This window comes from Micromonospora craterilacus, assembly GCF_003236315.1.
GTDB classification, from domain to species: domain Bacteria; phylum Actinomycetota; class Actinomycetes; order Mycobacteriales; family Micromonosporaceae; genus Micromonospora; species Micromonospora craterilacus.
The window spans coordinates 1-859 of record NZ_POTY01000518.1 but is presented as its reverse complement, the minus strand read 5'-3'; the positions used below and the strand labels follow the sequence as shown (position 1 = coordinate 859).

Sequence of the window (859 nt, the reverse complement as noted above, 5' to 3'; positions counted from 1 at the left end):
ACCCTGGCCCACCCGCCCACCGGCGAGGCACAGATCCTGGCCTCCTGACCAACCCCGAACCGGTCAGGCGGCGACGGGGGCGGGCGGCTGGGTCTTGAGCTTCTGGGCGTAGACGTCGACGTACTCGCGGCCGGAGAGTTCCATCAGCTCGTACATGATCTCGTCGGTGACCGCGCGCTCGACGAACCGGTCGCCGGCCAGCCCGGCGTACCGGGAGAAGTCCAGCGGTGGGCCGAAGCGGATCCGGACCCGTTCGAGCTTCGGGATGATCGTGCCGGGTGGCTGGATCTCGTCGAGGTTGAGCATGACCACCGGGACCACCGGCGCGCCGCTCTCCAGCGCGAGCCGGGCCACCCCGGTCTTGCCCCGGTAGAGCCGCCCGTCCGGCGAGCGGGTGCCCTCCGGGTAGATGCCGGCGATGCCGCCGGCGCGCAGCACCGTGAGCTGGGTGTCCAGCGCGGCGCGGGCGGCCTTGCCACCGGAACGGTCCACCGGGATGGTGCCGGTGCCGGTGAAGAACATCTTGGTCAGCCAGCCCTTGATCCCCTTGCCGGTGAAGTACTCCGCCTTGGCCACGAAGGTGACCTTCCGCGGCACGATGAGCGGGGTGAAGATCGAGTCGGAGAAGGAGAGGTGGTTGCTGGCCAGGATCACCGGGCCGGTGGCCGGTACGTGGTGCAGGCCCTCCACCTGCGGCCGGAAGATGAGTCTCAGCAGCGGGCCGAGGATCACGTACTTCAACAGCCAGTACAGCACCGGCGTCCCTTCCCCAGGCAGTGGTTCACGACAGCACGGGCGGGCCGGGCGGTCGTGGCACGAGCCTACGAACCCCCGCCCGCCCACCACAACGCCTACCCGG

The 859-nt window shown here is 70.2% G+C and carries 1 protein-coding gene; it reads right to left on the bottom strand.

Translation table 11 applies throughout. The features are described 5' to 3' along the window. Nucleotides 1-63: 63 nt before the first annotated feature. Nucleotides 64-756, bottom strand: coding sequence for a lysophospholipid acyltransferase family protein (locus C1I95_RS34190; RefSeq protein WP_111220259.1), 693 nt, complete (start codon nt 754-756; stop codon nt 64-66). Between the last annotated feature and the right edge of the window lie 103 nt (nt 757-859).